This is a genomic window from Heliomicrobium modesticaldum Ice1 (assembly GCF_000019165.1).
Lineage (GTDB): Bacteria > Bacillota > Desulfitobacteriia > Heliobacteriales > Heliobacteriaceae > Heliomicrobium > Heliomicrobium modesticaldum.
This window is the reverse complement of the sequence record NC_010337.2, coordinates 1,306,956-1,332,625: the sequence shown is the minus strand read 5'-3', so window position 1 is coordinate 1,332,625 and position 25,670 is coordinate 1,306,956. Positions and strand designations below refer to the sequence as shown.

Here is a 25,670-nt window from a genome sequence, read left to right as displayed (position 1 = left end):
TCTATCTACACTCTCTCCATTCATGGGTAGAACCAAACCTATGGATAGGGGGTGCTTCGCTGCTCTGCTCCTTAACAGGACAACAGGATGTGACGCCGCCAAGTATCACAAGGCTCGGGAAAATCGACGCGGTAGTGGCCTCCCCGGCTCTCATTGCGGAGCAAAGCCGCCCGGGCGGTCAGACGGCCCAGCAGGTGCATGTTGGCTGCTTCCATGGCCCGCGTCACCGTCCCCTGAACCGCCTCCCGCTCATCGATGGCGACCAGATCAGCCAAGGCCTCTGTCAGGCTGTCGGCCGAGCGCCAGAGGCCGACCTTATCCCACATGATCTGCTGGACCGAGTTGGCGACCCGGTCGGCGGCGCGAGGGTTCTCCCCGTCCGGCAACCGGTCAAAAAGAGACTCTTTCCCCCAGGGGCCGTGAGCGAGTTCCCGCTGGGGCCACGATTCGAGCCAGCGCAGACCGCCCTCGATGATGCGGGCGCCGAAGACCAAGCCTTCCAGCAACGAATTGGAGGCGAGGCGGTTGGCGCCGTGGACGCCGTTGCAGGCGGCCTCTCCACAGACATAAAGGCGAGGGATGTCCGTCCCTCCCCAGAGGTCAGTGCGCACGCCGCCCATCAAATAGTGGGCCGCCGGCGCGACAGGGATCGGCGCTTCGGGAACAGCGATGCCATAGCTGCGGCAGGTGCGGAAGATCCAGGGGAAACGGCTGGAAAACTCCTCCTCGCTCATGTGAGACACGTCAAGAAAGACCGAGGGGGCGCCCGTTTCGGCCATTTCCTTCCAGATGGCGAGGGCAACTACATCCCGCGGCGCCAGTTCAGCCAACTCGTGGTAGCGGGGCATGAACCGATCGCCCCGGATGTTGCACAGCTTTCCTCCTTCTCCACGGACCGCCTCGGAGATCAGAAAGGGCGGCCGGCCCTCTAAGGTGAGGGCGGTAGGGTGGAACTGGACGAATTCCAGGTCCATCACCGATGCGCCGGCCCGGAAGGCGGCGGCGATGCCGTCACCGGTCGTCACCTCGGGGTTCGTCGAGAGCTTGTACAACTGCCCGTTGCCGCCTGTGGCCAGGACGGTGAGCTTGGCCCGGTGGATATGTAAGCCCAATTCGGCGTTCCAAACGAGCAGCCCGGCGCAGTGGCCTGCCTTGTCGCGCAGCACGTCGATGAGCTGGGTGTTTTCGAAGAGTTCGATCTGCCCATGCTGCCGACATTGTTCCCAGAGGCTGCGGCGGATCTCCTCGCCGGTGGCGTCGCCGCTGGCATGGAGGATGCGGCGGCGCGAGTGGGCGCCTTCCCGGGTCAAGGCCAGTTCGCCTTCGATCGTATCAAACTGGGTGCCCATCCGGATCAGTTCTTCTACGCGAGTCGGCCCTTCGCTGACGAGCACCTCGACAGCCGTCACGTCGTTGAGACCGGCGCCGGCTTTGAGGGTGTCCTGCAGGTGCAGCGACGGCGAATCGCCACGGTCCAGGGCGGCGGCGATCCCGCCCTGGGCTTGTCCTGTGTTGGAGTCCTCCACCTTGCGTTTGGTCAGCAGAGACACCCGCCCGTAGGCCACCGCTTGCAGCGCCGTGTACAGGCCGGCGATGCCGCTGCCGACGATCAAAAAGTCCGTTTCCTGTTCAGGCAGTTGATCTGGCTCGAAAGGCACAAGGTAACGCCGGAACACTACACAGGCCCCCTTACGATGGAAAAACAGCCGCCGGCATCGCGCCGGCAGCTGCCTTTTGCATGTCTTTTCCTATTGCGTCAGACAATGGCCAGCATGCGCTCCAGGCTTTTTAAGGCCTTCTCCCGGATGACGGGATCGACGGTGATGCGCGGCTGCATCTCTTGGAGCGACCAGACCACCTTTTCCAGGCTGGTCGACTTCATGTTCGGGCAGATCAGGGTCCGGGCAGCCAGATGAAAGGTCTTCTCGGGCGCTTGTTTGCGAAGCGGATGCAAGACACCCTCTTCGGTGGCGATGATGAAGGATTTTCGCGGCGATTCGAGGGCGTAGCGGATCAACCCCGTCGTGGAGGCCACAAAATCAGCCTTGGCCACCACTTCAGGTCGGCATTCGGGATGGACAAGCACCTCGGCGTCCGGATGGGCGGCTTTGGCCCGCTCGATATCGTCGACGCTGAGATGATCATGGGTGTTGCAGTAGCCTTCCCAGCAATGCATCTCGCGCCCCGTCTGCCGCGTGATCCAGTCGCCGAGGTTGCGGTCCGGCACGAAGAGGATCGGCCGATCTTCCGGCAGGGCGGAGACCACCTTGAGGGCGTTGGCCGAGGTACAGCAGATATCGCTTTCGGCCTTGACGGCGGCCGATGTGTTCACATAGGCGACCACCTGGACACCGGGGATCTCGGCCTTGCGCCTTCTAAGCGCGTCAGCGGTGACCATATCGGCCATAGGGCAGCCGGCGTTCTCCTCCGGCAGCAGGACGATCTTGTTCGGCGAGAGGATGGCGGCGCTTTCGGCCATAAAGTGAACGCCGCAGAAGACGATCACGTCGGCGTCGGTCTTGGCGGCCTGCTGGGCTAGCTGCAAGGAGTCGCCGACAAAATCGGCCACATCCTGCACCTCGGGACGCTGGTAGACGTGGGCAAGAATGACGGCATTGCGCTCTTTTTTCAGTTTGGCGACGGCGTCGGACATCGCCGCGACCTTCTCCGGATCCATCGCGCGAGGACTCAAGGGCCTACCCCTTTCGGTTCTCCAGTCTGTCAACCAGACAGGCAAAGGTATGCTTTATTCTATCCCAGCGGACTTTTGATTGTCAACCAAGTGACATGTATACAATCACCAACGGATGGACAAGCCCAGTTCCTTTGGCGCGCTGTTTTCACTTGCGACAAGCGAACAGCTCGATTAGGCTTCGCCTGTTGGAGCCGTCTCCCCTGCTTTCTCGCGGCGGGCGTCGGCGATGATACGGTTTTGATCGTCTAAAAAAATGACCGTCGGTCGGTGCTGGCGCGCTTCCGCGTCGTCATAGATGCCGTAGGTGATCAAGATGACCTTGTCGCCCGGCTGGACGAGGCGGGCGGCGGCGCCGTTGAGGCAGATCACGCCGGAACCGCGCGGGCCGGGGATCACATAAGTCTCGAAACGGGCGCCGTTGTTATTATTCACGACCTGGATCTTTTCATTCTCCAGGACATCGGCAGCGTCCATCAGGTCCTCATCGATGGTGATGGACCCCACATAGTTGAGGTTGGCCTCCGTGACAGTAGCCCGGTGGATTTTCGACTTATGCATGATCCGGTTCATTTGCTACACCTCCACAACCATGTTGTCGATGAGCCGCCTTTTGCCGATGCGCACCGCCAGGGCGATGAGACACTCACCTGCCAGGGTTTCGACAGGCTGGATGAACCGGTTGTCCACAATAGAGACGTAGTCGATCGCCGCCAGCGGCTCTGCTGTGATCGTCTCGGTGATGATCTGGCGCAGCCGCGCTACGTCCCGCTCACCGCCTTCGATGAGTTCTCTGGCGCGCGCCAGCGCCCTGGAAAGGACCAGGGCGGCCTGTCGCTCCTGTGGCGACAGGTAGACGTTTCGGGAAGACATGGCCAGGCCGTCTGCCTCGCGGACGATAGGAACGCCAACGACGGAGACGGGAAGGTTCAGGTCTTCTGTCATCCGGCGGATGACAGCCAACTGCTGGGCATCCTTCTGACCGAAGTAGGCCACATCAGGGCGGACGATGTTGAAGAGTTTGCAGACGACGGTGGTGACGCCCCGGAAATGACCCGGTCGGGAGGCGCCGCAGAGCCCTTCAGTCAGGCGCTCCACATCGACGAAGGTGTGGTACCCCTTCGGGTACATCTCCCGCGCCGAGGGTGCAAAGAGCACGTCAACACCTGCCGACTCAGCCAGCCGGCTGTCCCGGATCAGGTCGCGGGGATACTCTGCAAAGTCTTCTCCGGCACCGAACTGCAAAGGGTTGACAAAGATACTGACAACGACGCGGTCACAGGCCTCGCGCGCCCGCCGCATCAAGGTGAGGTGTCCTTCGTGCAGGTAGCCCATGGTAGGCACAAAGCCGATGGTGCGGCCCTCTCGGGCCTGTTCTCTTGACCATGCGGTCATCTCGCGGATGCTCTCGATCAGACGCATAAAAAATAAATGCCTCCTCCCTGCCACGAATGCCCGTCCGGACACGGTGCGGGAAGGAGGTTCTGGTTTATCCACGACAATCCAGACCTATTCCGTTTACCCAGCGCCGTCTCGGTCCCCGGGGGCTCCAAGCGGTTTCAAGCGGTGTTTTCCTTCATTGTCGGTCAACCGTTCTCCGGCGTGCGATCAGCGCGGAAGGGTACCGCTCCCCGCAGAGGGAATACAGTCCCTTCGGGCGAACCCGGAGGCGGACAGCTTATATTGTAATGGAGCTCTTCGGGTCATGCAATACCACATCTGCTCTGGAAGGCAGCTGTTCCAGAAGTTGCCTTATCGTCTGCCCGCCGGGATGGCGGTGTTCGGGGGCGATCTCAGCCAATGGAGCAAGCACGAAGCCCCGTTCGACCATAAACGGGTGGGGAACCGTCAAATGCTCCTCTTCAATGACAGCGTCGTCATAGAGGAGCAGGTCGAGGTCGATCAGGCGAGGTCCCCACTTCATCAGGCGCACCCGCCCCATGGCCCGTTCCGTCTCTAACAACAGCGCCAGGAGTTCCTGTGGCGACAACCAAGAGAGCAATGCGGCGGCGCCGTTGAGAAACTCATCCTGATCGACGAAACCGACCGGTTTCGTGGCGTACCAGGAGGAGTGGTCGATGACAGCCACGCCGGGCCTTCGCTGAAGCCGGCGCAACGCCTCGGTCAGGTTCGCCGCCCGGTCACCCATGTTGCTGCCCAATCCAATAAAACAGCGGGCCGGCGCCGGTCGGTTCAACTCGACGGCCATGGACTGGAAGAGTCCCGGCACCGGCGCTTTCGGCTTCTCGACACGAACCTTCAGGCCCTGGACGGCAGGAAAATCTCGGTAGACAGCGACGACGACGGCCTCGGCGACCGCCTCGATCGTCGCTCGGGGCGGACCCTCCAGGATCGCGCGCACCCGGTTGTAGACCTCGCCGTAGTGGACAGAGTCTTGCACGGCATCGCTCTTGCCGGCCTGGCGCAGGTCAACGGCCAGTTCCAGATCCACCGTAAAGGGCTGTCCCAACACCTGCTCCTCCGGCAAGGCGCCGTGGTAGCCGTAAAAGGACATGCCCTTGAGCAGGATGCGATCCGTCTGGTCCATCTGACCGTTCCGACCGTTCTGACCCAGCTGACCGTTCCGACCCATCGTCGTTCACCTGCCCTTTCATCGAATGATCGACTTTTCCACGATGCATCTGTTACCGACGGACCATGGCGTCAGCCATGCGGGCCGCCCGCACGTTGGCCCGCACGTCATGGACCCGAATGATGTCAACGCCCTTGGTGATGCCGAGAACCGTCGTGGCTAAGGTCCCCTCGACGCGGTCATGGGGCGGCAGATCGAGGGTGCGGGCGATGAGGGACTTGCGCGATGTGCCGAGCAGGATCCTTTTGCCGAGCACCCGCAGTTCCCCGAGCCGGTTCATCACATCGAGGTTCTGTTCATAGGTCTTGCCGAAGCCGATGCCGGGATCGACGATGATCGCCTCCGGCGGGATCCCCGCTGTTTCGGCGATATGGACACTCCCTTCCAAGAAGGCGACGATCTCGCCCATCAGATCGGCATAGTCTGTATTGCGGCGGTTATGCATCACCACGACGGGCGCGCCGTATGCGGCGGCCACGGCGGCCATGTCCTGGTCAAACTGCAAACCCCAGATGTCGTTGATGATATGGGCGCCCGCTTCCAGCGCCTGCCGCGCCGTCGCCGCTTTGTAGGTGTCGATGGAGACGGGCACAGGGCAGTTGGGGATGATCTCGCGCAAAAAGGGCATCAGCCGTTCCAGCTCTTCTTCCGCTGTCAGCGCTGTGGCGCCGGGACGCGTCGATTCAGCGCCCACATCGATGATATCGGCCCCTTCCGCCACCATCTCCTCCATCCGCCGCAAGGCGTCGCGAACCTCCGGATAGGAACCGCCGTCAGAAAAACTGTCCGGCGTCAAGTTAAGAATGCCCATGACCAGGGTCCTCTCGCCGACGACCAGCTTTTTTCCCCGGCAGTCTAGGCAATGGGGCTCCTGTCTGTCGTATCGCCGAAGGGCCCCCTCGATCCGGTCGGCGAGCCCCTTCAGTCCGAAGGGCTGCATGCGCAGCTTGCGGCAAAGGTCGCGGTATTGCCGTTCCGTGCCCATGAGGATGCAGTCCGTCTCCTCGACGGTCAGGACACAGGTTTGCCGCCGCACGGCGCAGTCGCCGCCGCGGGCCAGCAACTCCTGCTTGAGCAGGTTGGCTGCCTTGGCGGGAACGCCGTTGACACGGAGGATGCGGTGAACCCCTTTTTCGGCCATAATAGCCGTGCCGGCGGGATCGCAGCCGATGCTGTCGAGCAACCGCCACAGGTCTTCCTTGTCGCGGACTTCGATGATCTGTACCGTCTTGATGGTGACTCCCTCCCCTGCAAATGCCAAATCTTTCTACTATGTCGATCAATAGATGATCCGTTCCTGCTTCAACCGCCAGCGGCAGTCTGTTTTTTCGCCACAGTTGCAGCAGAGCCGCGAGTAGCCGTCAGCCAGTGCCAGGATGCGCCCCAGGAAGGTGTCGCTGCGATTTTTCCCTTTTTTGCGGTGGTTGACGATGGCCTCGGCGATGACGTCGATCTCGCTCTGACTGTAGCCGCATTCGCCGAGCACACCCAGGCAGAGGCGCGCCCCCACCTCGGCATGGTCCTCGCCATCTTCATACTGTTTCCATTTGCCCATATCGTGCAGGAGCGCGGCTCCGTAGACGACCTCCTTGGTCGCCTGCCCCCGTTCGGGATGGCCGATGGCACGGGCAAAGGTGTCAAAGGCCGTCGGATTCTCCAGGGCGAGGATATAAGCGATGCGGGCCACGTCGAGCAGGTGTGTCATATCATGGCGGCAGAAGCGCCGGCTCGCTTCTTTTTCCTCGTTGCGAGAAAGACATTCGATGAAGCGTGGATGGTCGAGGATCTGTTGCACGCGTTCCAGCAGCGTTCCCTCCCAGAGCGTTTTATCCGGTGAACGTGAACGACGGAAAACAAGCATCCCCGGATGTTCCCCGGGGATGGGCGGTGTGCGCTTCGGAAAATCGAACACTTTCTTGGGCGTCCTCGTCTCAAATAGCGATGATTCGGTTTAAAAACGACCGTCGTTCTCAATAAGGTCACAAGCTCAGAAGAGGCCCACGATCCGCCCGTTCTCGTCGATATCGATGGCACAGGCGGCCGGCCGCTTCGGCAAGCCCGGCATGGTCATGATCGCGCCGGTGATGACGACGAGAAAGCCGGCGCCGGCTGAGAGGCGCACCTCGCGGACGGTGACCGTGAAGCCTTCCGGGCGGCCGATCTTGGTCATGTCGTCGGAAAGGGAGTATTGGGTCTTGGCCATGCAGACCGGCAAGGCGCCATAGCCCAGATCGGTGAAGGTCTTGATGTGCTTCTCCGCTTCCGGCGTGTAAGCCACGGCATCGCCGCCGTAGACCTCGCGGACGATGGCGGCGATTTTCTCTTTGATAGGCAGGCTGCTGTCATAGAGGACGCGAAAGCGGGAGGGTTTCGTCTCGATGGCGGCGACGACTTTTTCGGCCAGTTCGCGGCCGCCCTCACCGCCTTTGGCCCACACCTCGGACAAGGCCACATCGATGCCCATCTGGCGGCAGCGTTCGTAGACATAGTCCAGTTCCGCCTTGGTGTCGGTCGGGAAGGCGTTGATGGCCACAACGGCCGGCACGCCGAATTTGGCAACGTTTTCGATATGTTTCTCCAGGTTGCCGAAGCCCTTGGCGAGGGCCTCCAGGTTCTCCCGGTTCAAGTCAGCTTTGGCGACGCCACCGTGAGACTTGAGCGCCCGGACAGTGGCGACGATGACGGTGCAGTCCGGCTTCAGACCGGCGAGGCGGCACTTGAGGTTGAAGAACTTTTCCGCTCCCAAATCGGCGCCGAAACCGGCTTCAGTGACGCAGTAGTCGCCCAGTTTGAGGGCCAGTTGGGTCGCCGTCACGGAGTTACAGCCGTGGGCGATGTTCGCGAAGGGACCGCCGTGGACAAAAGCCGGCGTATGCTCCAAGGTCTGGACCAGGTTCGGCTTGATGGCGTCTTTGAGCAGGACAGCCATCGATCCCTGGGCCTCCAGATCGGCGGCGGTGACCGGCTTGCCGTCATAGGTGTAGGCGACGACGATCTTGGCGCAACGCGCCTTCAGGTCCATCAGGTCCTTGGACAGGCAGAGGATAGCCATGATCTCCGAAGCGACAGTGATATCAAAGCCGGACTCGCGAGGGATGCCGTCGGTGCGCCCACCCAGGCCGACGATCACCTTGCGCAGCGCCCGGTCGTTCAGGTCGAGCACACGGCGGAAGACGACCTGCCGCGGATCGATGTTCAAGGGATTACCCTGCTGCAGGCTGTTGTCCAGCATGGCCGCCAGCAGGTTGTGGGCCGACGTGACGGCATGGAAATCACCGGTGAAGTGGAGGTTGATGTCTTCCATGGGTACAATCTGGGCGTAACCACCGCCGGCGGCGCCGCCCTTGACGCCGAAGCTGGGCCCCAGGGAGGGTTCCCGCAAGGCGATGACCACCTTTTTCCCAAGTCGGCGCAAGGCATCGCCAAGGCCCACCGTCGTCGTCGTCTTCCCTTCACCGGCAGGTGTCGGGTTGATGGCGGTGACGAGGATCAGCTTCCCCTCCCGGCGTTCTTTCAGCCGCTCGAAGGCTTTCAAGGAGATCTTGGCCTTATAATTGCCGTACAGTTCCACTTCGTTTTCCGGAATGCCGAGGCTGCGCGCCACATCCATGATCGGCTGCAGCGTCGCCTCCTGCGCGATTTCAATGTCTGTCTTCAAAGCAGGCCCCTCCTACACGGTTGATCGTCCCAATTATTTTCGGCAACAGGGCTGGTTTTCCTTCCGCGCATCGGTGATTACGGTTTTGTTCAGTTGACCGCAAGGCTCAACCTTTTTTCTTGGCCGCCTGCTTGGCCAGGAAGCGTTCCGTCTGGATGACAAAACGGTGGTGAACGCCTTCGCCGATCTTTTCCGCTTCATCGTAAGCGACAACCTTGAAGACCAGCTTTTTGCCGTCCACCTCCGTCAATTCCGCCTCACAACGCACCGTCATCCCCACCGGCGTCGCCGCCAGGTGGCTGACCGCGATATAGGTGCCCACCGTCGCCATCCCTTCCGGCAGAAGCGGGTCGACAGCCGCCAGCGCCGCGCCTTCCATCAGACCGATCATGGCCGGCGTGGCATAGACCTCGACACCGCCCGACCCATACTTGATGGCCGTATTGTCGGCAGTGACCTTTTCCTCTTTGAATCCTTTGAGTCCAATTTTAATGTTTTCCATTCTTGATGCCTCCTTACTGTAGTGACTTGAGTTGCCTGCCGTGACGATAATTTGCCAAGATCGCTCTTTCTACGCGCATAGCAGAGTGAACGATAAAAGCAATGTGACACTTACGGTAAACCCCGGGTGTAATAGCGGAGTGAGCGGTTTGGGCGGAGCGGCGTCGAGAGCGCAGGTTGCGGAGCGGAAAAGCGCGCCATGACAATCGGAAATAGCCCAGAGGTTTGGCGCGCCCGCGCAGCAACCAAGCGAACAGCCGCGCAGCCCTTAGCGAACGGAGCTAATACACCCAGGTTTACCACAAAAGTATCGGCTAAAACTCCTCGCAAGCCTGACGCACTGAATGGGTTGCTAAGCGGCAATGCTACCGGTAAATCGCCGCCAACGCCTCCTCAAGGCGCGAATGCCGGAAAGGATAGCCCGCTTCGCTGAGCCGCTTCGGCAGTACGCGCTGACCGCTCAAAAGCATCTCGTCGGCCATCTCACCGAAGGCCAGCCGAAGCGCATAAGCGGGCACAGTCGCCCAGGCTCGTCCCCCTAAACGCCTCGCCAAGGCATGGCAGAGTTCCGCCATCGTCACCGGGTTGGGACTGCAGAGGTTGTACGCGCCATTCATGGACGCATCGCCGATCGCCTGATCGATCACGCCGAGCACATCGTCGCGGTGGACCCAGGAGATCCACTGGCGTCCCGTTCCAACCACCCCGCCCAGGCCATAGCGAAAGGGTTTGTCCATTTTTGCCAACATCCCTCCGCCAGGACCGAAAACGACGCCCAGGCGCAACCGGATCAGGCGGATCCCAAGCGGGGAGGCTTCCTCCGCTGCGGCTTCCCATCGGCGACAGACTTCAGCCAAAAAACCGCTGCCCGGGCCATCCTCTTCGGTGAAGATGGTCTCTTCGCTGGTTCCATAATAGCCCACCGCGGAGGCGTTGATCAACAGCCTGGGCAACTTATCACCCTGTTCGCGCCGTCTTTGGCAAGCGGACACGATCTGGCCCGTCAGGCTTACCCGGCTGTCGAGGATACGGCTTTTCGTCGCTTTCGTCCAGCGGCTGGCGCCAATATTTTCCCCCGCCAGGTTGATGACTATTTCTACACCGTCCAGGGATTCTGCCGGGAATCGGCCGTCCTGCAGCAGGAACCAGCCGATCCGCCGGTCTTTTCCTTTCCTCCGTGACAGCAGGGACACTTGATGACCCTTTCTGACCAAATGCTCTACGAGGGCGCCACCGACGAAACCGGTTCCCCCCGTCACCAAGACGTTCACCTTACGACCTCCTTCGCAGGAAATGAAATAAGGAGCATCGCACAAGGCGCGGCTCCTTATCGGTATGATGGCAAGGATGATTCGTATCAACCGGGCTTATTCCCGGTCAAGATGGCTGAAAAAATGAAAGATGGGATGATGAAAACCGGCTTTCTTTGCTTTGCGTTGAAACTCTTTGAAGGCTTCTATGGCCTCCCGCTTCGCCCGCAGTCGTTCCTTGTCGCCCTTGATGTTGATCGTAAATCCGTCTTCCGTCTCTTTGATGGAGAATTCCCAGGCGCCGAGGGTTTTTTTCTGTTCACAACCGCTCAAGTTTTGCGCCTCCACCATTGTCGCGCTCACCTCCTTCACGTCGGTCAGGGTTGCTTGAGGATATTGTGGGGTACTGCCGCAGCGGTATGCGCGCGGATATATGATAATGAAATTGACCGCTCAAAAAGGACCGTAACGGTTCAAGGGCTGACTGGAATCGCGAGGTTTCTGACGAGAGGACCAGAGCAGGAGCGCCCCGAATAAGGCGCCGATCAGGGCTGCTGCCTCTGCCTCGACAAAAAAGTGCTGTGTATAGAAGATGGTGGCGCAGATCAAGGAAGTCGAGGTCAGGATGGCGAGGACAATGCGGTTGGCCAGGCGGCTCTGGAACATGACGCCCCGCTGGATGTCGCCCAGATTGCTGACCTTCACATGCAGGTCGCCCAAATCGGCTTTTTTCAGCGTCCGGTGCATCAGCGTCGGCAGGCCGATCAGCGTGGCGCCGTATCCCTTCGCCCGGTTCAGCAGCATCTTAGCGAGGCCGCCATCGGTGTCGTCCATCAGCTTTTTGATATAAGGTGCCGCCACTTCCGCGTCCATATCCCGGTCCAGACCGAAGGCGACGCCGGTGACGGTGAGCACGGCCCGACCCAGGAAGATCATATGGGCAGGGATCTGCATGGGCTGGTCATAGATGAACTCGCGGATCTCTGCGCCGAGGGGACCGAGGTTCTTGGTCCGTTCCATCTCTTTCAACTGTTCCGGCGAGTGATGTTCCAGGAAGAACTCCATGGCCCGCCGCACCAGGTTGCGGTTGGCCGTGGGGCGCAGGAAGCCCAGGTTGCCCATGGCTTCCACCATCTTTTCGCTATCTCGCTCGACAACGGAAAAGAGCAGGTTTTTCAAATTTTCTTTGGTCAGCGGGGTGATTTCTCCCACCATGCCGAAGTCAAGGACGACCAGGGTGCCGTCGGCTTTCACGTAGAGGTTGCCCTGGTGCGGGTCTGCATGGAAGAAGCCGTCGTTGACGATCATATGCAAAAAGAGGCGGATGAGGCGATGGCCCATCTCCTTGCGGTCGATGCCGTTCGCCTCGAGAAAGGCATAATCGTCCACCTTGCGCCCGTCGATGAATTCCATGGTCAGGATGCGGCGGGTGGAGTACTTGCTATAGATCTTCGGTATGTACACGTTCTCGAAGACGGAAAGGTTTTTGCGGAATCGTTCGGCGTGAGCGGCCTCCAACCGGTAATCGAGTTCGTCTGAGAAGGTCTGCCGCATCTCCCGATAGATGGCATCCATATCCATCTGGCTCGATATGTCCGTAAAGACCTTGGCCAGGAGCATGGTCAACTGGATGGCTTCAAAGTCAGCCTGGATGATCTCATGGATCCGAGGCCGCAACACCTTGACGGCCACTTGTTCACCTGTGGGGAGCACGGCCCGGTGAACCTGTCCAAGGGACGCCGCCGCCAAGGGCGTTGAATCCATCTGAGAAAAGATCGCCTCCGCTGGTAGCCCTAATTCCTCGCGGATGGTCTTTTCGATGTGTTCAAAGGGCGCGGGGGGAACGGCATCTTGCAGTTGGGAGAGTTCGCTCGTCACCTCGACAGGGAGTACGTCTACCCGGGTGGCGAAGAATTGGCCCGCCTTGATCAGCAGTCCTCCCAATTCGGTCGCCGTCACGCAGAAACGGATTCCCATCCGGTGGTAGAGGGATGACCAGCGCCGTTCCCTCTCTTCTCTGTCCAGGCGGCCTTCCCGGCGCTTGAGCCACCAAAACTGGATGAAAAAGAGCACAAACATGCTGGTGATCCGCCAGATGCGGTAGTATCGATTCATGAAGTCGCTCCTCGATTTTTGCTTGTTTATACCTTCTCGCGTACTCGAAGAATGCTGAGACCGGAGCGGATTCGTGACATGGCAAGTCCTTTTGTGATAACGATCATGGTATTTAAAAGTATAAGGAACGAGCGGGATTTGTAAAGGTTTTTCTTATGGCCTAACAACGTCTGAATCCTGGATATGGATATGTTATTCGGTCTGTCCCTCGCAGATTCCTGCTCGTTCCATAAACAGTAATCAAAGGTCGTCCGTTGAACAGGAGGTTTCGAAGCATGATGATGCTCTCGTGACTACCTTTTGTTTATCCGAGAGACAGGGAATAAAGATAAAGACCGGCACGCCGTGCCGGTCCTCGGTTCCTTATCTGGCAGTGGATATTACTCTGTGAGCCAGCCTTGCAGCGTCCGGTCCCATTCGACCAGTTCGTCGCTCTGGAAGTAGATGGCCAGCTCCCGCTCGGCAGAAGCGGGCGAGTCCGATCCGTGGATGATGTTGCGGCCGATATCGACGGCATAGGTGCCGCGGATGGTCCCCGGCGCAGCCTTGGCAGGATTGGTGGCGCCCATCATCTCCCGGGAAACGGAGACGATGTCTTTGCCCTCCCAGCACATGGCCACAACAGGACCGGAGATGATATAGTCGACAAGACCTGCGAAAAAGGGCTTGCCCACATGCTCGGCATAGTGCTTCTCGGCCATCTCCCTGGTCAGGCGGAGGAACTTCATACCGACGAGCTTAAAGCCTTTTTTCTCAAAGCGGCTGATGATTTCCCCGACGAGACCGCGCTGAACGCCGTCGGGTTTGATCATGAGATAGGTGCGTTCCATTTCTGCTTGTACCCCTTTTTCACAAGATTCTTGATCTTCCCGTCATAAAAAAACCGGGAGCTGAGGCATCGCCCCGGCCCCCGGTGTACGGGCCAGGAAACCCTTCAATATAGGAACGAGTAAGGAAACTAGGACACCCTCTTCAGCAGTTCACTGAACTCATAGGCCTCGATGGTTTCTTTTTCCATAAGCGTCTGGGCGATCAGGTGGAGCTTGCTCATGTTCTCTTCCAGGAGCTTCTTGGCCTTCTCGTAGGATTCCTCGATGATCCGGCGCGCCTCTTTGTCGATGGAGAAGGCCACCGCTTCTGAGTAATTGCGGTCACGGGCCAGGTCACGGCCGAGGAATACAGCCTCCTGCTTGTGGCCGAAGGTGAGGGGGCCCAACTCGTCGGACATGCCGTACTCGGTGATCATCTTGCGCACCAGCTCGGTCGCCCGCTCCAGGTCATTCGATGCGCCGGTGGAGATCTCTTTCAAGACCAAGGCTTCGGCGACGCGTCCGGCCAATAGCATGGTTACCTGGTCGAGCAGGTGGGACTTGGTCATGTAGTGACGATCCTCTTCCGGCAACAACAGGGTATAGCCGCCGGCCCGCCCCCGCGGGATGATGGAGATCTTGTGGACGGGGTCGGTATGTTCTAACAGACCGCCGACAAGCGCGTGGCCTGCCTCATGATAGCTGACGAGCTTTTTCTCAAAATCGCTGATCACACGGGCCTTCTTCTCCGGTCCGGCGATAACGCGTTCGATGGCATCTTCCAACTCATGCATGCCGATCCGTCTGACGCCGCGACGGGCAGCCAGCAGTGCCGCTTCGTTGAGCATGTTGGCCAGATCGGCGCCGGTAAAGCCGGGGGTCCGCCGTGCCAGCACATCGAGGTCGATCGTCTCATCGAGGGGCTTGCCTTTGGCATGGACGCCGAGGATCTCCTTGCGGCCACGGATATCAGGCCGATCCACCACGATCTGGCGGTCGAAACGGCCGGGGCGGAGGAGCGCCGGGTCCAGGATATCGGGACGGTTCGTGGCGGCGATGATGATGATGCCTTCATTGGCGGCAAAGCCGTCCATCTCGACGAGCAACTGGTTCAATGTCTGTTCGCGCTCGTCGTGACCGCCGCCCAGGCCGGCGCCGCGTTGGCGTCCGACAGCATCGATTTCGTCGATGAAAACGATGCAGGGCGAATTCTTCTTCGCCTGTTCGAAGAGGTCGCGCACCCGCGACGCGCCGACACCGACAAACATCTCGACAAAATCCGAGCCGGAGATGCTGAAGAAGGGCACACCCGCTTCGCCGGCGACGGCCCGGGCCAACAGCGTCTTACCGGTTCCGGGAGGTCCAAAGAGCAAGACACCCTTAGGTATCTTGGCGCCTAACTCGACAAACTTCTTCGGGTGCTTCAGAAACTCGACGACTTCTTGGAGTTCTTCCTTGACCTCGTCGGCGCCTGCCACGTCGTCGAAGGTGACTTTCTTCTTGTCATCGGTATGCAACTTGGCGCGGCTTTTGCCGAACTGCATCACCCGCGAGCCGCCGCCCTGGGTTTGCTGCATCATGAAGAAAAAGAGACCGACCAGGACCAGGATGGGAAGCAATGTCGAGAAGAGCCCCGTCCACCAGGGGGGCTCAGGCGCCCGTTCCTGGTTGAAGGGGATCTGCTTGTCCAGGGCGATGTCGGTGACGCGTTTGATATCTACCGGTCCGACAGTGGCAAACTTCGTGCCATCAGCCTTCACGCCGCTGATCTCCGTGCGATCCCGCTCAGATACGGCGGTCAATTCCTTGACCTGATCCCTGACGAGCAACTGGTAAAACTGCGTATACGAGATCTGTTCCTTTGCCGGTTCCGGCGTCTTGGTCACCCGCAACACGGAGATGGCCAAGAGGACGATGAGGATGTAGATTGCCAGGTTTTTGACGATCCGGCTCACATGTAACCTCCTCCCACTGTCTCGATCCTGCCCGGGGATGACAAGCCTCCCCGTTCCGGACCAGCCAGCGAGTTTTTGGAAAAATTCGGTCATTCCCAGCCATTGTAGCACAGGAAGAACTGTCGAATCAAATACTTTTCCCTTGCCAGCGAAGGGCGATGATGGGGGTGGTCGCTGCGGTCGCGAGAAAACGGCGGTCGGGGCGATATCCGATGATCCAGAGTACCTCCTCTCCTGCTGTCAATAAGGGGATCTTCTGTCTGATACTCCGGGGCGTCTTTTGGTCGATGAGGTAGTCTTTGACTTTCTTTCTCCCCGTCCCTCCAGCGGGATAAAACCAATCACCTGGTCTCCGGCTGCGGATGACCAGGGGGCCCAGGGCCGCTACGGATGGCTTGAGGCAGATTTCGCGTTCGCCCGGTTCTAAGGGGTCCCTATCGTCGATGCGATCCCATCTCGCGATGCGCATCCTCCCGCCAGCCTCGGGCACTGCGACCGACTGCCAACGCCCCGGCTCTCCAGGCTCCGGCAAGGGGCGGTAAAATCCGCCGTCCCCCTTCCAGGGAAGGTCCTTGTAGAGACGAAGCCGTCCGGCTTCACTGACAAGGGTGTGTCCGCTCACCTGGTCGACAGGCCCGCTCTTGCCACCCCGCTCAGTCAGCCGCTGCAGCATCGCCTCAGTTTTCTCGAAGCCGGGCATCGCCGCCGCCGCTTCGATAAAGCGGCGCAGAACGCGACGGCCGATGGCCCTGGGCAGCGCTTCCAGGCCTTTGGCATCGAGCCCCTCTTCGTTCGTCAACCGGGCCAATTCCCGGTCGGCCACCTCGTCCAGGTAGTCGGCGTCATCGAGGCAGAGGCGGCTCATGCGTCCAATCGCCTCGGCAAAACGTGGGTTATAGTCATGCAACAGCGGGATCAGCTCATGGCGGATGCGATTGCGCGTGTAGAGGGTGGAGTCATTGCTGGCGTCGTGACGCCATTCCTGTCGCTCCGCCTGGAGAAAGGCCGCCAACTCAGCCCGTCGAAAGGCGAGCAGCGGACGGATGTAAGGGCCGCGTCGGATCGGCATGCCCGCCAATCCGCGCAGACCGCTGCCGCGCAAGAAATGGAACAAGACCGTTTCCACTTGGTCGTCGGCATGATGGCCCAGGGCGATCCGGTCAGCACCGGCGGCTTTCGCGACACGCTCCAAAAAATCATAACGCAGACGCCGCGCGGCCTCCATCTTTGTCCCCGGCTCCCGGGTCCACCACCCTTGCGGCGCCCGCTCCCGGTAACAGGGAAGGCCTAGCCTTCCGGCCAGCGCGGCCACAAAGGCTTCATCTTCATCGGCAGCTTCCCCGCGCAGGCCGTGGTTGTAATGGGCTACCGAGAGCTTCAAGTCCATTTGCGGCGCCGCTTGATGGAACAACAACAACAAACTGACCGAGTCGATGCCACCGGATACGGCGATAAGCACGCGCTGTTGCGGTTCGATCAGCCGATGCCGGTGGAGCCTTTGGAGAAATTGATCAAGCAATCGGGTCACCCTGCTGGCGATGGTTTCTCACCGCTGTCTTTAGCGATTATCCTATGTGTATCCTTTATGGTTGTTTTCTACATGGATTCACGTTTCCCTGCCCGCCCCGGCGAAATTCGCCTAGTCCTTATCTTCTCCGAAAAATCAGCCCTACAAACCCCTCATCCCCTATCCTCTCTTCCCGATAAAGCGATGACGACAACAGTGCAGTCATCCCGCGCCTTGCCTCCACCCAGGCGGATCGCCTCCCGAAGGATCAGGTCGGCCAGGGCCTGCGGTTCAGCGGTGGCATCGCGCTCCAGCCAGTTCGCCAGCCAGTCATCGCTTTGGCCGTTGTTGCGGCTGCGGCGGCTTTTTCCTCCCCCATCGGCGCTCGGGCGAATTGCCTCAACGATGCCATCGCTGACGAGGAGCAGGCGGTCGCCGGGCAGCATGGCCACAGTGAGCGATTCTACCTCCAAGTTTTTTAGAATTCCCAGCGGCAGCGAGGACTGCCGGAGAACCTGCACGCGTCGTCCCCGCTTCAGGTAACTGGCCGCTGCGCCGAGTTTGAAGATCTCCGCCTCGGCCGACGCCAGATCGATGACGGCCATATCGACGGTGGCGAAGGACTCCTCTTCCGTCGCCAATGCAACCAGCGCGTTTACAGACCGCAAGGCCTCCCCCGGATCGATGCCCATGCGGCAAAGGTGTTCGAGCAAGGACAGGGTGGCGCTGCTTTCCCGGGCAGCCCGTGGCCCGACGCCAGAACCGTCGCTGAGAGAGACGACCATCTGCGACGCTGGCGCTTCCCAGCAGCCGACCGTGTCGCCGTTGACGGCGCTGCCGTGGCGGGCAGCCTGGGCCAGGCCGATCTGCACGCCATAGGGCCGGATAGGGATCAGACTGAAAGCGCACCGACCGGGGGCGCCGCTGCGGCAGTCAGACTTGCCGACGATAAAGGTTTGCCCGAGCACCTTGGCGGCAGCGGCTGCGGCATGTTCCGCGCAAGGCCATGTGCCGGAGCAGCCGCTGCCTTCTACATATATCCGCCAATGTCCGCCCTCGCCGTGCTCTTTGAGCCCCTTGAGCCTGAAGCCGCGCTCCTTTAGCGCCTTGGCCAGCCGTTCCCCTCTTTTTTCAGGTAGGGACGCATGCTCCAGGTCGTGGGCGAGCGATGTCATCCATCCTGCCAATCCCCGGAAGTGAGCGCTGACCAGATGCCTTCCTTCGCTGAGTTTGCGCCGCCAGTACCGATCCACTTCCACCGTCTCCAAGAGACATCCGATAGTAGCCGACAGCTCAGTCAGGCGGGCGCAGCGGCGGGCCAGTTGGGGCGTCAACGATTTGGCCGTCACCTGGCCTTTCTCCTCCACCTGCTGGAGGATCTCGTTCAGGTACTGCCGCGTCCGCTCGGCATCCCGTTCCCAACAGAGCCCATAACTCGGACAAGGCTTGCACACCCGTTCGGCGATCGCCAGCAGGATCGGCTCCCAAGGCTTGTCTCCCGGCGCAGGCGCCGGCTCTGCCATCTCATCGAAGGTGACGGCCATCTGCCCGATCATGCGGCCCATTTCATCAATCTTTGCACTGACCGGAACGGCCGGTTCCGGTAAGATGGACTCTTTTTTTCGGGCCGACAAGCGCTGGCGGAGACGCTGCACCCAACCGGACGGCCAGGCGATGAGGAGCAGACCGGCGATGGCTGCTTCCAGCAGCAGCGACCGCACATCCTGGGAATGGGACATATAAATGGAAAGCAGCAGGTGGCCCGACAGGAAGCCGCCGATCACGCCCGGTTTCGCCCAGGGGCGAAACAGACCAGCCAACAGCCCGGAGAGAGCCAGAAGGGCCAGCGATGACGGCGCGCCGAAGACGGCGAGCGGCGGGAGCAGTCCGATCGCGACGCCGCCGGCGGCGCCTGCGCCAGGTCCGATCGCGTATGCCGCAAGGAGCACGCAGAACTTGGCGGCGATACCCGGCAGGGTAAGGCCGAACAGCGGTTCCTGAGGAAAGCCCAGCAAGAGGAGCAGGCCAAGGACCACCAGGCATGCCTGTTCGTCCCGGTTCCAGGTCCGCCCAGTCGGGGCTTCCAGCGTGCTTTCTGCGGTGGCCATGATGACGACGGCGACAGCGGCAAAAAGCCCTTCAAAAGCGACCAGCACACCGCTGTAAAGGGAGGGGGTCATCCAGGCCACCGCCGCGCCTTCCACCGCCCAGATCGTCAAGGCGGTCATGACAGCGAGCAGGGTAGCCGATGGATCGCGCCGACGGGCGACAATCGCTGTGACAACGGCGACGGACAGCCATGCCGCCAGCTGGATGATCGGACGCACGCCGAGAGGGTCTTGAGAAAGGGCCGCCATTTCCGAAGAGAACCGCCCCGTATACCATCCTGCCGCCGCAGCCGTCACACTCCAAAGCAACAGCCCAGGTCGGCGCGCCGCTGTCACCGCCAGCGCCGCCGGGGCGGCGACTGCCAGACCGCCGAGCAGGGTTCCTCTCGCCAGCAGAAAGATGGTGATCCACCAGAGCCAGACGCGGATGTCCCGGCTGAAAGACAAACCTTTCCGCCAAGCTTTGCCGAGCGCTACGGACAAGGTGTGGACGCTGTGCAGCGCTGTCTTGGCCGAATGGGTCACCTTGCCCGTCACGGCCTTGAGCGACGACGACAGGTCGACTGTGCTTTTGGGGCTGGCTGTGCCTGGGGCCGCTGAAGCGGAGCCGAACCAGGAGAACCATCCGCTTTTTTTCCCTTCGCCCTCATCACGCGCCGGGATCCGTTCCCGACGAAAAGGATACACTTTCGGCTCATCCCACAATCTTGATCCCCCGTTTCACCTTCGCCGTTTGGTATCTTTTTCCATTATACCTATCGACGCAAGCGAAAATTGTCGGGGCAGACAAGGTTGCGGCGCAAAATTTTCGTGTTCATTATACAGAAATGGCAGGGGTCTTTTGCCACAGCCGCCTTCGCGGCCTTTTCCGTATGTGGAAAAAGGCCGCGACGACATTCGCAGCCTTTCATCGTTTTATGATTTATCTGTGCGTTGGCTCCTCGACTGATGAGGCGTTTCAAAAGGTCGCCGCTACGCCCTTGGCCGCATTAGGGCTGATTTTCATGGCCAGTCCGTTGTCCTTCATCACCTGATCGGAGACCAGCTTGCCGCAGACGAGGACGACGGGGACGCCGCCGCCAGGGTGGACGCTGGCGCCGGTGAAATAGAGGTTGCTCACCTTCTCTGACTTGATGCTCGGTCGGAAGTAACCAGACTGAAATAGGGTCGGCGCCAAGCCGAAAGAAGCGCCATGGTAGACGTTGAAGCGCTTCTGAAAGGTCTCCGGTGTGTAGATCCGTTCAAAGTCGATGTGTTGGCGCAGGCGAGTAAGCCCCCACCGTTCCAGCTTCTTGAGAACCAGTTCGCGGTAGCGGCTCGTCTCTTTTTTCCAATCGATGCCGCTGTCCAGGTTAGGCACCGGGACGAGGACATAGATCACCTCTTTACCCGGCGGCGCTACCGTGGCGTCGTACTTTGTCGGCGAATAGACGTACATGGCCGGGTCTTCCGGCAGAATACGGGCGGAGAACAACTCGTCCATGCTCTTTTTATAGTCGGGCGTAAAATAGATGTTGTGGATGTGCAGGTCTTTGTAGCGCTTGTTGACACCCAGATAGAGCATGAAGGTCCCGACCGTGTTTTCCATGCGCGCCAGCTTCTCCGGCCTGTACTTGCCCCGGTAGGCAGGCTCGACGAGCTTTTCCATCGTGTAGGGGAAATCGGCATTGGAGATGACTACGTCGGCAACGATCTCTTCGCCGTTGACGAGGCGGACGCCGCGGGCTCGGCCGTTCTCGATACGGATCTGGGCCACCTCGGCGTTGCAGCGGATGACGCCGCCGAACTCACCGAGCAGTCGCGCCATCGCCTTGGCGATGGCGTTCATGCCGCCCTTCGGGTACCAGACGCCGCTCAAACCGTGCTCCACATAGGCGATGAGCGTGTAGATCGAGGGGGCGTCGAAGGGCGATATGCCCAGGTAAATCGCCTGGAAGGTCAGGGCGATGCGCAGGCGCTCGTCCTTGATGAAGCGGGCGATGTCGTCATACATGCTGTTAAGGGTCTTCAACTGCAGCATGGCCGACAGGGTTTCGGGGTTGAAGAAGTCGGAAGGCTTCACGAAGGCTTTCTCAATGAAGTGATGGCGCGCGTACATGTAGCGCCGGTGGATCTGCGCAAGATAGCGCAGGTAGCCGTCGACATCGTCCGGGTTCAGCGAACGGATCTCGTCGAGGAGCTTTTTCATATCGATGGAAGGGGTCAGGCGGGTCCCATCGGTAAAATGCAGGTGGTAGCAGGGGTCGACGCGGACGAGTTCCAGGTAGTCACGGATATCCCGTCCGTGATCCTGAAAGAACTGTTCAAAGACATCGTTCATCATCAGGATGGTCGGCCCGATGTCGATGGTGTACCCGTCCGCCTCAACGGCGCTCAGCCGTCCGCCGATCGTCGCTTCTTTTTCCAGCACCGTCACATCCCAGCCCTGAGCGGCCAGACGGACGGCGGCGCTCAGGCCGCCGGCGCCGGAGCCGACCACGACGACTTTACCGTGGTTCCTTGTCGTTTGTTTCACGCCAAATTCTCCCCTATCCTGTGCGAAGGTTATTTTTGTCTTGATTTCGAAGGAGCTCGGTCTTCGATCAAGCCGGAACACTGACCCCTTCGATCTCATCCTCGATGTCCTGGTAGATCTCCATCAATTTATCGAGCTTCTCTTCGTCGGCTTCCCAGAAGCCGCGGCGGTTGGCCTCCAAAAGTCGGCGGACGATCCCGCGCAAGGCGTGCGCGTTCAGTTCCTTCAGGCGGTTGCGCATCGTCTCATCGGTGATGTAGACGTCGGTGATCTCGTCATAGACCCAGTTGTCAACGGCGTCCGTGGTGGCACTCCAACCGAAGGTATTGTCGACGCGAGACTGGATCTCCCGGACGCCTTCGTAGCCGTGCTTGAGCATGCCTTCATACCACTTGGGGTTGAGGGTCTTCGTCCGCGTCTCGAAGCGGACCATCTCTTCCAAGTAGCGGATCTGCACCTTCGGTGTCGTCGTATCGGCGACGAGCACATTGGGCTTTTCGCCGCGAATGCTCTTCACAGCCGCCGAAACGCCGCCCAGGTACTCGTAGTAGTGGTCGATGTCGACGATGCCCACCTCAGAGGAGTCTACGTTTTGGAAGCTCGTATCCACATTGGAGAGGGCGGAGCGGTAAATCTCGTCGGCCACCTCGCCGCGCACCTGTTTGCCGTAGGCAAAACCCTTGCGTTTGATGAAGGTGTCGGCCAGTTCGCCGGCTTCTTCCCAGGCGCTGTTTTCGACCATCTGGTTCACGTTGCCGCCGTAGCTGCCCGGCGCATTAGAAAAAACGCGCGTGGCGGCCTGTTCGATGGAGATGTTCATCTCCTCAGCTTGGGCGATGGCGTGCTTGCGGATATAGTTCAGCTCAAGGGGCTCGTCAGCGGTGGCGGCCATCTTGACGGCCTCGTCGAGGAGTTCCATCTGATTCTGGAAGAGGTCGCGGAAGATGCCTGAGACGGTGACGACCACGTCGATACGGGGCCGACCCAGTTCCTCAAGGGGGATGAGACGCAGGCGGGTCATGCGGCCCAGATCGTCCGGCACCGGTTTGACGCCCATCAGGGCCATCGCCTGAGCGATGCCTTCGCCGTAGGTCTTGATGTTGTCGGTGCCCCAGAGGACGACGGCAATCGACTCGGGATAGACACCATTGGCGTCATAGAGTTTTTGCAGCATCATCTCGGCGACCCGCTGGCCGGCGCGGACAGCGACGGAGGTGGGGATCGCCTGGGGATCTAGGGCATGGATGTTGTGACCGGTCGGCAGCGTCTTCGGGTTGCGCACAGGGTCGCCGCCCGGTCCCGGCTTGATGTACTCGCCGTCGAGGGCCTTGATCAGGCCGTCGACCTCTTCGGCCAGGACGATGTCCTTGAGGACATCTTGCAGGTAGACGAAGGTGCGGGCAGCCGTGGCGATGTCGACCTCCAAGCCGGTCTGCACGCGGTCAAGGAGGAATTCCTGCATGGCCTTAGCGGCGAGCGTCTCTGCCTTGCCGCGCAGGAAGCTGAAGCGGCCCCGCTCGTCTTTTTGGAGGAACTCGGCGATCATCCTTTGAACGCCGTGCTGCACCGCCTGGCGCACCACCTCCAGCTTTTCAATCGCCGCCTGCTCGCCCAGTTCGGCGCGCCGTTCCAGTTCGCTGAAGGGGATGCCCATGGCCTCAGAGGCTAACCCGGCCAGGGAGCGGATGCCTTTTTCGGGGCGGTCGAAGTAGCTGATGGCCGAGAGGTAGTCGCCGAGCGTCTGGGCGTGGGGCGCCTCGCCGAGGATATGTAAGCCCGTCGGGATGAGGCGGTTTTCCAGGTCGGTCAGGTAGACATAGAGCTTGCCAATGAACTCCTGGCCCGGTTCTTTCGTCAGCGGCACGTCTTTGTCGAGGTGCAGGGCCAGGACTTTTTCGATGATCGTCTCCAAGATGGACTCGCCGCGGGCGTTATGGCGATTCTCTCCCCACATGTTGATCAGGTCTTTTAAGTCCCTCAGGTCCTTGTAGAGGCCGGCATTCTCAGCCGGCGGCGTCAGGTAGGAGACGAGGGTGGCGGCGCTCCGCCGCTTCGCGATGGTCGCCTCAGAGGGGTTGTTGACACTATAGAGGTAGAAGTTGGGCACCGGCCCCAACAGGCGGTCGGGCCAGCAGGACTCGGTCATGCCCACCTGGTGACCAGGCATGAACTCCAAGGCACCGTGGGTGCCGAAGTGGAGCAGTGCATCGGCCTGATAGACCTTGTCGAGCCAGCGGTAGAAGGCGGCGAAGCCGTGGTGGGGACAGGCGTTGCGGGTGAAGAGCAGTTTGATGGGGTCGCTCTCATAGCCGAAGGAAGGCTGCACACCGATAAAAACGTTGCCGAGGCGGCGGCCAAAGACGAGCAGGTCCTGACCGTCCGTGTTCAGTTCGCCCGGCGCCGGTCCCCAGGTCTCGGCGATCTCTTTCCAGTAAGGGTTGATCTTCTCGTACTCTTCGACGGTGATGCGACCGCCCACATGCAGGTTGGCCGAGGGCAGCATGGACGTTTCGTCGTCGACGATCATCTTGATCAGCCCTTCCGGGCTCTCGGGAAGCTCGACCGAATACCCCTCTTCGTCAAGGCGGCGAAGCAGGTTGTAGAGGGATTTGAAAACATCGAGATAAGCCGCCGTCCCCACGTTCCCCTTGTCTGGCGGAAAGCTGAAGATGACGATGGCCAGCTTTTTGTCGGCCTTCGCCGTGGTGCGGAGCCGGATCATGCGCCGCATCCGCTCCGTGAGCAGTTCGATCCGCTCCGGAATAGGGATGGCCTTGGAGGCGCCGTGGACGGCGTAGCCGCTGTAGACGGTGGGGCCGACGAGACCGTCCAGCTCGGGGATGGCGACGTTCAAGGCGACCTGGACCGGGTTCAGGCCAGACAGGTCGGACTTCCACTCGTCGATGGTCTGGAACTCAAGGGGGATCGCCGACAGGTAGGGCACACCAAGGGCCGAGAGGACCTTGACGGCGCTTTCGGCGTCGTTGGAAGCAGGACCGCCGACGAGGCTGAAGGAGGTGAGGGAGATCACGCCGTCGACCTTGCGCACATCCCCTTTGCCCATGAACATATGCTCCACCACATGGCGGTAGTCGAGACCTTTGGCGATGCCGGGGACGACGCCAAGGCCTTTTGCTTCAAGGGCGCGGATGACAGCGTCATAGTGATCATGGTTGTCTGCCAGCAGGCTCGTGCGCAGGACGATCAGGCCAACGCGCAACTCGGAGGGCGCGTGACGGCGATACCACTCCTCATACTCGGCGCGGCTGGTGAACCAACGATCCGAATCGGGGTGGTAGATCCCCTCTTCGGCATACTCAACAGGCGCGTCAAAAGAGATGTCCGCTTCGGGCGCAAAGTACTGCTTGGCCAGCATGAGCAACATGTTGCCCAGGTTTTTGGGCGATCCGTTGAGCCAGTAGAGGTAGCAGAGCATGTAGGAGCGCAGGTCCTGCATCTTGCCGGGTATGTATTTCAACAGCTTAGGCACGGTGCGGACGAGGGTCATCATCACGTCGGTGTTGATGGGCGGACCGGATTTTTTCGATTGCGCCTCTTCCGTGTCGATGGTCTTCTTGAAGCGCTTGATGATGTTCATGTATTCGTTGGACTGTTCGCTGCCCATCTTGAACCCGCCCATGCGGGTCAGCTTCATCAGCTCCGGCATGGCGTTGACGCACACGACCGTCGGCACCTGTTGACCTTCCTTGCGGATCACGTCAGCGATGGTGCGGGCGATGTCGTCGACAAAGACGTGGCCGACGAAGAGCAGGTCGGCGTTCAGCACGGCCCGGCGAAACTCTTCGATCTTGACCTTCTCTTTCAACTCGTGCACGCAAAAGGAGGTGACGCTGATCTCGATGGGTTGGGTGCGATTGCTCATCTCGATGGCCCGGCTGAAGGCGCTGCAAATCTGCCGCTCCAGATAGACATGGACAAACCGCATGACCTTTTTCGACATTGGCTA

Annotated in this window: 18 protein-coding genes; all 18 read right to left on the bottom strand. The window is 60.4% G+C overall.

The genetic code is table 11. The features are described 5' to 3' along the window. Positions 1-71: 71 nt before the first annotated feature. The 18 genes from nadB to bchH all read right to left on the bottom strand — a co-directional run bounded on the left by nadB (position 72) and on the right by bchH (position 25,664). Positions 72-1,676, bottom strand: a complete 1,605-nt coding sequence (gene nadB / locus HM1_RS05940) for an L-aspartate oxidase (RefSeq protein ID WP_012282405.1) — start codon at positions 1,674-1,676, stop codon at positions 72-74. 80 nt (positions 1,677-1,756) lie between these two features. Further along, positions 1,757-2,653, bottom strand: a complete 897-nt coding sequence (nadA, locus tag HM1_RS05935) for a quinolinate synthase NadA (RefSeq protein ID WP_012282404.1) — start codon at positions 2,651-2,653, stop codon at positions 1,757-1,759. Positions 2,654-2,866: 213 nt separating this feature from the next. Further along, positions 2,867-3,265: an aspartate 1-decarboxylase gene (panD, locus tag HM1_RS05930; RefSeq protein WP_012282403.1), complete on the bottom strand. Its 399-nt coding sequence runs from the start codon at positions 3,263-3,265 to the stop codon at positions 2,867-2,869. 3 nt (positions 3,266-3,268) lie between these two features. Beyond that, the gene (gene panC, locus HM1_RS05925; RefSeq protein WP_012282402.1) at positions 3,269-4,114 is read right to left on the bottom strand and encodes a pantoate--beta-alanine ligase; all 846 of its coding nucleotides are present in this window, start codon (positions 4,112-4,114) and stop codon (positions 3,269-3,271) included. A gap of 256 nt (positions 4,115-4,370) precedes the next feature. Further along, positions 4,371-5,285 carry a 2-amino-4-hydroxy-6-hydroxymethyldihydropteridine diphosphokinase gene (gene folK / locus HM1_RS05920; RefSeq protein ID WP_049754054.1) on the bottom strand — a complete coding sequence of 305 codons (915 nt, stop codon included), beginning with the start codon at positions 5,283-5,285 and terminating at the stop codon, positions 4,371-4,373. Positions 5,286-5,337: 52 nt separating this feature from the next. After that, entirely contained in the window at positions 5,338-6,546 is a 1,209-nt protein-coding gene (gene folP / locus HM1_RS05915; protein ID WP_012282400.1) for a dihydropteroate synthase, read from the bottom strand. 18 nt (positions 6,547-6,564) lie between these two features. Beyond that, positions 6,565-7,197: an HD domain-containing protein gene (locus tag HM1_RS05910; RefSeq protein ID WP_049754053.1), complete on the bottom strand. Its 633-nt coding sequence runs from the start codon at positions 7,195-7,197 to the stop codon at positions 6,565-6,567. A 75-nt stretch (positions 7,198-7,272) separates the two neighbouring features. Further along, positions 7,273-8,943, bottom strand: coding sequence for a formate--tetrahydrofolate ligase (locus HM1_RS05905; RefSeq protein ID WP_012282398.1), 1,671 nt, complete (start codon positions 8,941-8,943; stop codon positions 7,273-7,275). Between the two features lie 106 nt (positions 8,944-9,049). Continuing rightward, complete coding sequence (locus HM1_RS05900) at positions 9,050-9,445, bottom strand: thioesterase family protein (RefSeq protein WP_012282397.1); 396 nt, start codon at positions 9,443-9,445, stop codon at positions 9,050-9,052. Positions 9,446-9,809: 364 nt separating this feature from the next. Further along, positions 9,810-10,715: a TIGR01777 family oxidoreductase gene (locus HM1_RS05895; protein WP_012282396.1), complete on the bottom strand. Its 906-nt coding sequence runs from the start codon at positions 10,713-10,715 to the stop codon at positions 9,810-9,812. A gap of 96 nt (positions 10,716-10,811) precedes the next feature. Then, positions 10,812-11,045 carry a hypothetical protein gene (locus HM1_RS05890; protein WP_012282395.1) on the bottom strand — a complete coding sequence of 78 codons (234 nt, stop codon included), beginning with the start codon at positions 11,043-11,045 and terminating at the stop codon, positions 10,812-10,814. Positions 11,046-11,147: 102 nt separating this feature from the next. After that, the gene (locus tag HM1_RS05885) at positions 11,148-12,809 is read right to left on the bottom strand and encodes an ABC1 kinase family protein (RefSeq protein ID WP_012282394.1); all 1,662 of its coding nucleotides are present in this window, start codon (positions 12,807-12,809) and stop codon (positions 11,148-11,150) included. 380 nt (positions 12,810-13,189) lie between these two features. Beyond that, positions 13,190-13,639 (bottom strand): nucleoside-diphosphate kinase, encoded by a 450-nt coding sequence (gene ndk, locus HM1_RS05880; protein ID WP_012282393.1) that lies wholly within the window; start codon positions 13,637-13,639, stop codon positions 13,190-13,192. A gap of 128 nt (positions 13,640-13,767) precedes the next feature. Continuing rightward, entirely contained in the window at positions 13,768-15,573 is a 1,806-nt protein-coding gene (gene ftsH / locus HM1_RS05875) for an ATP-dependent zinc metalloprotease FtsH (protein ID WP_012282392.1), read from the bottom strand. Positions 15,574-15,700: 127 nt separating this feature from the next. Further along, the gene (gene tilS, locus HM1_RS05870) at positions 15,701-17,092 is read right to left on the bottom strand and encodes a tRNA lysidine(34) synthetase TilS (protein WP_012282391.1); all 1,392 of its coding nucleotides are present in this window, start codon (positions 17,090-17,092) and stop codon (positions 15,701-15,703) included. Positions 17,093-17,253: 161 nt separating this feature from the next. Next, the gene (locus HM1_RS05865; protein WP_148207095.1) at positions 17,254-19,875 is read right to left on the bottom strand and encodes a SpoIIE family protein phosphatase; all 2,622 of its coding nucleotides are present in this window, start codon (positions 19,873-19,875) and stop codon (positions 17,254-17,256) included. 271 nt (positions 19,876-20,146) lie between these two features. Then, a complete protein-coding gene (locus tag HM1_RS05860; RefSeq protein WP_012282389.1) occupies positions 20,147-21,703 on the bottom strand; it encodes a phytoene desaturase family protein in 1,557 nt (518 codons plus the stop codon). Between the two features lie 67 nt (positions 21,704-21,770). Next, complete coding sequence (bchH, locus tag HM1_RS05855) at positions 21,771-25,664, bottom strand: magnesium chelatase subunit H (RefSeq protein ID WP_012282388.1); 3,894 nt, start codon at positions 25,662-25,664, stop codon at positions 21,771-21,773. Between the last annotated feature and the right edge of the window lie 6 nt (positions 25,665-25,670).